The sequence below is a fragment of the Mammaliicoccus fleurettii genome (assembly GCF_003970575.1).
Lineage (GTDB): Bacteria > Bacillota > Bacilli > Staphylococcales > Staphylococcaceae > Mammaliicoccus > Mammaliicoccus fleurettii.
Genome location: NZ_RXWZ01000142.1, coordinates 1 through 10,590, shown reverse-complemented (window position 1 = coordinate 10,590; position 10,590 = coordinate 1). Strand labels below are relative to the sequence as shown.

General features: G+C 31.5%; 8 protein-coding genes. 5 read left to right on the top strand and 3 right to left on the bottom strand.

Translation table 11 applies throughout. From position 1 onward, the window contains the following. Window positions 1-177 precede the first annotated feature (177 nt). Entirely contained in the window at window positions 178-1,290 is a 1,113-nt protein-coding gene (ald, locus tag CD129_RS10195; protein ID WP_107510072.1) for an alanine dehydrogenase, read from the top strand. A 753-nt stretch (window positions 1,291-2,043) separates the two neighbouring features. On the opposite strand, the gene CD129_RS10190 is transcribed toward ald, so the two are convergent. Next, entirely contained in the window at window positions 2,044-2,673 is a 630-nt protein-coding gene (locus CD129_RS10190) for a copper homeostasis protein CutC (RefSeq protein ID WP_115337341.1), read from the bottom strand. Then, window positions 2,670-3,725 (bottom strand): M24 family metallopeptidase, encoded by a 1,056-nt coding sequence (locus CD129_RS10185; protein WP_115337342.1) that lies wholly within the window; start codon window positions 3,723-3,725, stop codon window positions 2,670-2,672. The genes CD129_RS10190 and CD129_RS10185 overlap by 4 nt, the downstream gene beginning before the upstream one ends. A 111-nt stretch (window positions 3,726-3,836) precedes the next feature. On the opposite strand from CD129_RS10185, the gene CD129_RS10180 reads away from it, so the two are divergent. Together CD129_RS10180 and CD129_RS10175 are read left to right on the top strand one after the other, a co-directional pair. Continuing rightward, the gene (locus CD129_RS10180) at window positions 3,837-4,526 is read left to right on the top strand and encodes a metal-dependent hydrolase (RefSeq protein WP_078356401.1); all 690 of its coding nucleotides are present in this window, start codon (window positions 3,837-3,839) and stop codon (window positions 4,524-4,526) included. Between the two features lie 120 nt (window positions 4,527-4,646). Continuing rightward, window positions 4,647-5,942, top strand: a complete 1,296-nt coding sequence (locus CD129_RS10175; protein WP_115337343.1) for a DRTGG domain-containing protein — start codon at window positions 4,647-4,649, stop codon at window positions 5,940-5,942. Between the two features lie 33 nt (window positions 5,943-5,975). On the opposite strand, the gene CD129_RS10170 is transcribed toward CD129_RS10175, so the two are convergent. Further along, entirely contained in the window at window positions 5,976-6,326 is a 351-nt protein-coding gene (locus CD129_RS10170; RefSeq protein ID WP_078356403.1) for a YtpI family protein, read from the bottom strand. Window positions 6,327-6,400: 74 nt separating this feature from the next. On the opposite strand from CD129_RS10170, the gene CD129_RS10165 reads away from it, so the two are divergent. Together CD129_RS10165 and CD129_RS10160 are read left to right on the top strand one after the other, a co-directional pair. Further along, complete coding sequence (locus CD129_RS10165) at window positions 6,401-7,327, top strand: DHH family phosphoesterase (protein WP_078356404.1); 927 nt, start codon at window positions 6,401-6,403, stop codon at window positions 7,325-7,327. Between the two features lie 12 nt (window positions 7,328-7,339). Then, on the top strand, window positions 7,340-10,531 hold the full coding sequence (locus CD129_RS10160; protein ID WP_115337344.1) for a DNA polymerase III subunit alpha: 3,192 nt from the start codon (window positions 7,340-7,342) through the stop codon (window positions 10,529-10,531). Window positions 10,532-10,590: the final 59 nt, after the last annotated feature.

The following is a 10,590-nucleotide window of genomic DNA, read 5'->3' as shown; positions in this document are numbered from 1 at the left end:
CATTATAAACTTTTAAATAAAAGGAAATATTGAACAGTTTTATGAGAAATATGTTAAAGTATAAATGCAGTAATAATTATTTGAAAATTTAGAAAATAAAGATAATATAAAAAATAAATAATAATGATTGCGCTTTCAAATTAGTGGCGTTAAGATTGAGTCAAGGAGGAATGTAAAATGATTATAGGGGTACCAAGAGAAATTAAAAATAATGAAAATAGGGTGGCATTAACACCTAGTGGCGTAGCTAGTTTAATCGCACAAAATCATGTAGTTAAAGTTGAGACAGAAGCTGGAATTGGTTCACAATTCACTGACGAAGATTATAAACAATCTGGCGCAGAAATTGTTAGTCAAGAACAAGCTTGGAATGTAGATATGGTTATGAAAGTTAAAGAACCACTTAAAGAAGAATATCAATTTTTCAAAAAAGATTTAATTTTATTTACATACTTACATTTAGCAGCAGAAGAGTCTTTAACTAACGCATTATTAGAAAAAGAAGTTACATCAATAGCTTACGAAACTGTACAGTTAAGCAATCGTTCATTACCATTATTAGCTCCAATGAGTGAAGTTGCAGGTAGAATGTCGACACAAATCGGCGCGCAATTTCTTCAAAAAACTAATGGTGGAATTGGTATACTATTATCTGGTGTTCCAGGTGTTAAACGCGGTAAAGTTACAATAATTGGTGGAGGACAAGCTGGTACAAATGCTGCTAAAATGGCAGTTGGACTTGGCGCAGACGTAACAATTATTGACTTAAATCCAACACGTTTACAACAATTAGATGATTTATTTGGTGCAAGTGTTCAAACAATGATGTCATCACCTTTAAATATTGAAGAAGCAGTAGTTGAAAGTGATTTAGTTATTGGTTCAGTACTTATTCCAGGAGCAAAAGCCCCGAAACTTGTAACTGAAGATATGGTTAAAAAAATGAAACCAGGTTCAGTATTAGTAGATATCGCAATTGACCAAGGTGGATCATTCGAAACTTCAGACAGAATTACAACACATGATGATCCAACATACGTAAAACATGGCGTAGTACATTATGCAGTTGCTAACATGCCAGGAGCAGTTCCAAGAACATCTACAATTGCATTAAATAATGCAACTACACCATATGCAATTCAATTAGCAAACAAAGGCTATGTAAAAGCATGTCAAGATAATGAAGCACTAGCAAAAGGTTTAAACACAATTCATGGTAAATTAACTTATGAAGAAGTAGCTAAAGCTTTTGATAAAGAATTCACACCATATCAAGAAATATTAAAATAAGCAGAAATTGAAAAAATCCTGTCTCTCTTAAGCCTGAGACAGGTTTTTTTTGTTTTTTTTGTTTTTTTTGCAGCTTGAGAAAATAAATATGAGCAACTATAATTTGTATGTAATTTTATCGATTTACTTATAACAACGACGAGAAAGGTGAGCAAATGATCCCATAGCTTAATAAAGTGTAAGAGACATAATTCTGAGAAATGTCCGTAAGGGGTGTCGTTAGGGACAAAATTCCGAGAAATGTCCGTAAGAGGTGCTGTAAGGGACATAATTCTGAGAAATGTCCGTAAGGGGTGTCGTTAGGGACAAAATTCCGAGAAATGTCCGTAAGAGTGGTGCTAAGGGACATAATTCCGAGAAATGTCCGTAAGAGGAGCTATCTCTAAGGAGCACAATTCGGAATGCTGCCAGTAAGAACAGTCTAAGGAGCAAAATTCAGGATTCTGCCAGTAAGAACAATCTAAGGAGCAAAATTCAGAATTCTGCTAGTAAGAACAATCTAAGGAGCAAAATTCGGAATTCTGCTAGTAAGAACAATCCAAGGAGCATAATTCGGAATTCTGCCAGTAAGAACAGTCTAAGGAGCAAAATTCAGAATTCTGCCAGTAAGAACAATCTAAGGAGCATAATTCGTAATTCTGCCAGTAAGCGTAGTGCTAGTTCTAAAACCAAGACTAACTATATAGCTCTCCATTTTTAAAACACTAAAATCCGCATCTCATATCTTAATGAGATGCGGATTTATATTAATACTTATACTATTTTCGTACCGTGGACTTCATCAAATGGGATATCTTCTGTTAATGCTGATAAATTATCTTTATTTAGTCCGCCACCTGGCATGATTGTTATGTTTCCTTTTGAATGGATTAACAATTTGCCGAAGTGGTTTACGTTATCGAATATTGAAGTGTCACTTGATCCGCCATGTGTTAATAAACGAGTAAATTGTTGGTTGATTAACCAATCTAATGATTTAAGTTGGTTGTACGGATTGATGGAATCAAATGCCATATGACAAACGGCTGGTATTACACCACATGCTTCTTTTAAAGACTGCATTTTCCATTCATCTAAGTGTTCGTTTTCGTCTAAGCAACCAAATACAAAGGCATCAACATTTAATTCTTTTAATTGTATGATGTCTTGTCTCATTATTTCGTATTCAAAGTAATCATAATTAAAATCTCCGCCACGTGGTCTAATCATAACTGCAACTTCGACATTGTTTTGATGACAAAGTTCTACTGCTATTTTTACCATTCCATAGCTTGGCGTTGTGCCACCTACTGAAAGGTTATCACAAAGTTCTATTCTGTTAGCACCGTTTTTAATAGCGTTATTTATTTGAGTAATTGTTTCTACACAAGCTTCTTTGATCATTTTTTATATCCAGTCAAAATTTTATGTCCGTCTTTAGTTACGACAATATCATCTTCAATTCTAACGCCGGCAACTGTAGGAACGTAAATACCTGGTTCTACTGTTAATACCATACCTTCTTGGAATTCATCCTTATTTGTACTAGAGATGTCAGGGAATTCGTGAACACTTAATCCGAGTCCATGTCCTAGTCTATGAGGGAAGTATTCACCATAACCTGCATTACTAATAATATCTCTTGCTACTTTATCGCAGTCTGAAATTTTAGCACCAGGTTTTATCATGTCTATAGCTTGTTTGTTTGCATTAAGTACAACATTATATATTTCTTTAGCTTTTTCTGATGGTGTACCGAATGGAACTGTTCTAGTTATGTCTGAACAGTAACCTTTATAAATTACACCTAAATCAAATAACACATATTCATTGTCTTTTAACTTTCTATCTCCAGGTGTACCATGCGGAGCAGCAGCATGGTCGCCAAACAATACCATAGTATCGAAGCTCATTTTTGAAATGCCATGTTGTTTCATCGTTGTTTCGATATGATTTAATACTTCTATTTCAGAAATACCTTCTTCTAACTTTTCAACACCAGCTTGAATAGCTAAATCTGCATATTTAGCAGCTTCTTGTAACATTTCAATTTCATTATCTGTTTTAACATTTCTAATATCTTTTAACACTTGATCAATATCGACAATTGTTTCTACGTTAAAAGCTTTTTCAATTTCACGAAGTCTTTTAACAGATAAATGTTCAGATTCTATTGCAAATGTTTTATAAGATTGTTGCTCGATTATATCAAAAGGTGATTCAGTATCTAAATAACCAACGATATTGCCTTTGAAACCAGCGTTCTTAGCTTCTTCTACTTCCATTTTTGGACAAAATAAAGTTTCGTCACCATCTTTAGTAATTAATAAACTAAATAATCGTTCATGAGGCTCAGATAAATAACCCGTTAAATAAAAAATGTTTAATGGAGTTGTTATCCATGCCGCATCTACACTTTTTTCTTTTAAAAATGTTGTAATTTCATTATGTTTCATTATTATGCCTCCCGCTTCTCTTTCTTACATTATTATTTTAGACTTCTTGATTCATAAATTCAAATTTAGGGTATATAACATATGGAAAAGACAATATGAGGAGGGAAAGTCATGAAAGTATCATTTCATGGACAATCAGTAATCTATTTTGAGAGTAAAGGACAAAAAGTGATTGTGGATCCATTTATTACTGGAAATCCAATGTCAGATTTAACAGCAGATGAAGTAGAGGTCGATTATATTATTTTAACTCATGGTCATGGAGATCATTTAGGTGATACTGCTAGCATTGCAAAAAGAACTGGTGCAACAGTAATTGCTTTCCCAGAAGCGATTGATTATTTATCAAATAAATATAATCTTGAAAACTTACATCCAATGAATATTGGAGGCAATGTTGAATTCAAATTTGGTAAAGTTAAATACGTTCAAGCATTTCATAGTAATAGTATTACAGAAGAAAATGGTGAAATTGTGTATTTAGGTATGCCAGCAGGGATTGTATTAGAAACTGAAGCTGGAACGATTTACCATACAGGAGATACAGGATTATTTAGCGATATGAAATTAATTGCAGATAGACATCCAGTTGATTTATGTTTCATTCCAATTGGCGATAATTTCACGATGGGAATTGATGATGCAAGTTATGCAATTAATGAATTTATTAAACCTAAAAAAGTAGTACCAATACATTACGATACATTTGATTATATTAAGCAAGATCCTAAAGAGTTTGAAAAGGCTGTTACGTCATCTGAAGTAAGTATTCTAAAAGCAGGAGAATACGTCGAATTATAAAATAGAGATTAGAAGTGGTTGCATATAAACGCAACCACTTTTCTTTTGTAAACATATCATTTAACCACTCAAAAATGTATAATAGAAAGTAATTCATTAAATTTGATAGAGGGTATAAACATGACGAAACATGAACAAATTATAAAGTACATTGAGTCGTTATCTGTTGGACATAAAATCTCTGTCAGGCAGATAGCCAAAGATTTAAATGTCTCAGAAGGTACTGCTTATCGAGCAATAAAAGAAGCGGATAACAAAGGGCTCGTAGCTTCAATTGATAGAGTTGGTACTGTTAGAATTGAGCGTAAGTCTAGAGAACAAATTGAGAATTTAACTTTTAACGAAATTGTTAAAATAGTAGATGGTCAAGTATTAGGCGGAAAGCAAGGGTTGTATAAAACATTATCCAAATTTGCTATTGGCGCAATGGAGTTAAATGATGTAGTAAAATATTTAACTAAAAATACATTGCTTATAGTGGGTAACCGCGCTGATGTTCAATTGGAAGCTTTAAAGAGAGGTTCGGCAGTACTAATTACTGGTGGGTTTGAAGCAAATGAAGAAATTATTGAATATGCTAATGAATTTGAACTACCAATTATTTCTTCAAATTACGACACTTTTTTAGTAGCAAATGTTATTAATAGAGCCATCTATGATCAAATGATTAAGAAAGAAATTCTAATGGTCGAAGATATTATGATACCTATAGAATCAACTTCTCATCTTGATGACACACAAAAAGTAAGAGATTGGAATGAATTATCCCAACTTACTTCTCACACACGTTTTCCTGTAATTGACAGTGAATCGAAAGTTGTGGGTATCTTGACAAGTAAAGACATTGTGAATGAAGAACTAGATAGAAGTATTAAACCATTAATGACTAAATCACCTATAGTTGCACATTTGAATACAACGATTGCAACCTGTGCGCATCTCATGATTTGGGAAGGTATAGAATTGTTACCAGTTGTTTCTAGTTCTAAAGAATTGATTGGTATTATATCAAGAGAAGATGTATTAAAGACTATGCAGTTAATGAGTAAACAACCACAAATTGGAGAAACAATTCATGACCAAATTGCGAAACAAATAACGATGGTTAATGGAAATGTTGTTGTAAATATATCGCCACAACTTACAAATCAATTTGGTATGATGACGAAATCTGTATATATTGCTGTCATTGAAGAAGCATTACGTTATGAAATACGAAAAATGAAAAAATCTGAAATTATGATTGAACATATAGATATTTATTATTTAAAGACCGTTCAAATAGATGATGAAGTCGAAGTGAAAATCTCTACTTTAGATATCGGAAGATTATTTGCTAAATTTGAAGTGACTATGGTTAGTGGAAGTGCAACAGTTGCCAAAGCTTTACTTATGTGTCAAATTTTCGAAAAATAAAAAAGCGTTATAAATACAACGCTTTTAAAGAAATTAATTATGCTTTTTTTGTTCGAACTCTTCCCAAGCTTTATTTTCAATGGGTAAGTTGCCTTTAAAGTATTTGCTTGCTTTATAACCATAAGTAAGATTCAAAATACCAAAGAATAATAATACGATTACAATGATATACGTTACTAAAGTTGGAAATAAAAATACTTGATCAACTGCAAATGCTATCATAAATATACCGAAATAAAATCTAGAGCGAGCTTTATGATAGGCTTTTCTAACATCGCGTTTTGTTCTAAATGAACGCGCAAGATTTAAAATTGCAAATATTAAAGCTAGAATCATAATTGTTACTGCTAAAGCAACAAATGTGGACATAATTTCAGGTGACATGATTTATTCCTCCTACCAAATCGAATTATATCAATTAATAAAATATAAGTAAATATAAAGAAAGAAGGATAACAATGGAAGAAATATTAAATAAAATTAAGCAATATGAAACAATTATAATACATAGACATGTGAGACCGGATCCTGATGCATACGGTTCACAGTTAGGATTGAAATATATATTACAAGATACTTTTCCAGAAAAGAATATATATGCAGTAGGGCAATCAGAACCTACTTTAGAATTTATAGGTGATTTAGATGAAATATCTGATGATACTTATAATGGTGCACTAGTGATTGTATGTGATACAGCTAATTCACCTAGAATTGATGATGAACGATTTAACAAAGGTTCAGAACTAATTAAAATAGATCATCATCCACCAGTTGATTCATATGGTGATATTAATTTCGTTAATACAAATGCATCATCGACTAGTGAGATAATCTTTGATTTAAATCATTCATGGAATTTGAATGACTCAAATGTAAGTGAGCGAGCAAGCCGAGTTTTATATTTAGGTATTGTTGGAGATACTGGAAGATTCTTGTTTGATAACACAACACCACATACTATGGAAGTTGCAGCACAATTGATGACGCAAGAGTTTGAACGTAATAGACTACTCAATCAATTAAGTGAACGTGAACCTGAGTTATTACACTTTCAAGGTTATATATTACAAAACTTCAATTATGATGGTGAAGGCTTTTGTTCTATAAAAATTACGAAAGACATTCTTGAAAAATTTAATTTAAAACCTAACGAAGCTTCATTATTTGTAAATACAGTTGCAGATATTAAAGGACTTAAAGCATGGGTATTTGCTGTCGATGAAGGTAAAGAAATTAGATGTAGAATACGTTCAAAAGGAATTACAATCAATCACATAGCTGCTAAGTATAATGGTGGTGGACATCCAAATGCTTCAGGTGCCTCCGTATATAGTTGGGAAGAGTTTGATGCATTAACTGCAGATATTAAATCTGAAATTTAGGAGGTGTAGCGCATGGTAAGTCATTTAAATATTCATTCATCATATGATTTATTAAATTCAAGCATCAGAATTTCAGATGTCGTTGAAAAAGGTAAAGATGAAAATTATCAAGCGCTAGCTTTAACGGATTTAAATGTTATGCACGGTGCATTACAATTTTATGATGAATGTTTAAAGGTAAATATAAAGCCGATTATTGGATTAACAGTATATTTAGATGATCAACTTAATCAAGTTGAATGCGTTTTATTAGCAAAAAACAATATTGGTTATCATAATTTAATTAAACTATCATCAGCAATTTCTCTTAAGGAGCGGTTTTCAACGCCTGTTGAGTGGTTGAATACTTATTCTGATGGGTTAATCATTATAGCAAAACAACTTAGCCCAGATAATGCCTATTTATTCCAAGCAATTCAAATTAATGATGATGATAAATATTTATCTCATAATTCTAGTGCGGAATTAACACATAAAAAAGTGTATATACAATCTGCATTATATTTGAATCAAGATGACGGAGATAGTTTGATTGGTTTAAAAGCGATTAAAAATAATGAAAAATTAACGATTAGTGATTTTAACAAGAATATAAACAGACATTTCTTATCTGAAAAAGAATTACCGAATATAGATGTTTCAAATGAATATATTGAAAATACTGATGAGATAGCGCAAAAATGTAACGTTGAAATTACATATCATCAAGATTTATTACCTAAATTTGACACACCAGAGCATAAAACAAGTAATGAATACCTTTGGGAATTGTTAATGATTAATAAAGAAAGATACCCACAATTCAATGAAGAATATGAAAAAAGATTAAAATACGAATATGACATTATTGTCTCAATGGGCTATGCTGATTACTTTTTAATTGTTAGTGATTTGATTCAATATGCTAAAGAACAAAATGTACTAGTCGGACCAGGACGTGGATCATCAGGAGGTTCATTAGTTAGTTATATTTTAAATATAACGACGATTGATCCGATAGAGTTTGATCTGTTATTTGAACGTTTTTTAAATCCAGAGCGTGTAACAATGCCAGATATTGATATTGATTTTCAAGATACTAAAAGAGATAAAGTAATTCAATATGTACAAAATAAATATGGAGACAATAAAGTAGCAGGTATTGTTACATATGGTCATTTACAAGCAAGAGCGGTGGCAAGAGATGTAGGAAGAATTTTACAGTTTGATGATGCGACTTTAAATTATATATCTAAACTGATACCACATAAATTAGGTATTACACTGAACGAAGCTTATGAGAGTGAAGAATTTAAGCAATTTGTTAATCAAAATCATTTACATGAAAAATGGTTTGAACTCAGTAAACAACTTGAAGGATTACCGCGTCATACGTCTACTCATGCAGCGGGTATTATTATAAATGACCAATCATTACATCAATTTGTTCCTACTATGATGGGTGACACGGGTGTTTTAACACAGTGGACAATGACAGAAACTGAAAAAATAGGCTTGCTGAAAATTGACTTTCTTGGATTAAGAAACTTATCTATTATTCAACAAGTCGTTAATCAAGTTAAATATCAAGAAAATAAAAATATAGATATTGAAGAAATACCTTTCGACGATGCTAAAGTTTTTCAGCTTTTATCAAGAGGGGAAACTACAGGAATATTCCAACTTGAATCACAAGGCGTTCGAAGTGTATTAAAAAGATTAAAGCCTGATCATTTCTTGGATATTGTTGCCGTAACTTCTCTTTATAGACCTGGCCCAATGGAAGAAATTCCCACTTATATAAAACGGCGTAGACAGAATGAACAAATTGAATACTTACATCCAGATTTAGAAGGTATATTGAAATCAACATATGGTGTTATTATTTATCAAGAACAAATTATGCAAATTGCAAGCAAATTTGCTGGATTTTCTTATGGTGAAGCGGATATTCTAAGACGTGCGATGAGTAAGAAAAATAGAGCATTACTAGAAAATGAAAGAAAGCATTTTGTTAACGGAAGCTTAGAACGTGGGTACGAGGAATCAACAGCAATAAAAATATTTGATTTAATTCTTAAATTTGCTGATTACGGTTATCCGAAAGCTCATGCTGTAGCTTACAGTAAAATTGCATATATCATGACATATTTAAAAGTTCATTATCCGACTTATTTTTATGCCTCTATACTATCCAATGTAGTAGGTAATGAAGTGAAAACTGAACAAATGGTAACTGAATTGAAAAGAATAGGTGTTAAAATTTATCCACCATCCATTAACGATAGTGAGTGGTTTTATAAAGCAACTTCAGACGGAATTTACACGTCACTTGGGGCAATAAAAAGTGTTGGTTATCAAAGTGTCAAAAGTATTGTCGATGAAAGAAAGACAAATGGTAAATATAAAGATATGTATGATATTGTTCATAGACTTCCTAATAAAGTGAAAAATAAAAAAATGATACAATCACTTATTTATTCAGGTGCATTAGATACTTTCGGTCAAACAAGAGCTACCATGTTACAGTCAATTGACAATGTTTATGAAAGTAGTGAGTCAGTTGGAGATGCCAATAATTTACTTGCAGAACTAGGCTTAAATGTAAAAAAAGAATTCAAAGAAGTTGAAGAAATGCCTAGTCTTATGAAAAGTGAATATGAAAAAGAATATTTAGGATTTTATGCGACTGAACATCCTATTCTATCATTATTCAAACAACTCCAATATTTATCTATTTATCCAATTAGAATACAAAATGAAAAAGTACCTATGTTAGTCATGATTGCTTCATTAAGAAAAATTAGGACTAAAAAAGGGCAAAATATGGCTTTTGTAAATATAATTGATGGTATAAATGAAGTGGAAGGTGTTATTTTTCCAGATGCATATAAACTAATTGAAACAACTGAAATTATAAACGTACCAATTATTATTCAAGGTAAGTTTGAGAAAAGAAATGGAAAGATGCAAATCATTATTAATAGTATAGAAACGTTAGAAGACTTTAAAAAAGAAAAGTTAGCAACTACTAAAGAAGTTGTGGTTAGAAATGTGACAAGTCTGGATGAATGGGTAACAAAATCAGAGGAAAGTAAAATTAAAGTAACATACTTTAACGATGATGATTTTACCTCAAAATCACTTGGATATTTAAATTTGAATAAAGGTGATTTTGAAGAATTTATAAATATAGTAGGTTATGAAAATGTACGACTTTTATAGTCTTTATTAATTAAATAAATTATGATATAGTATTCTTCATGGTGGTCTGACAACTGTGA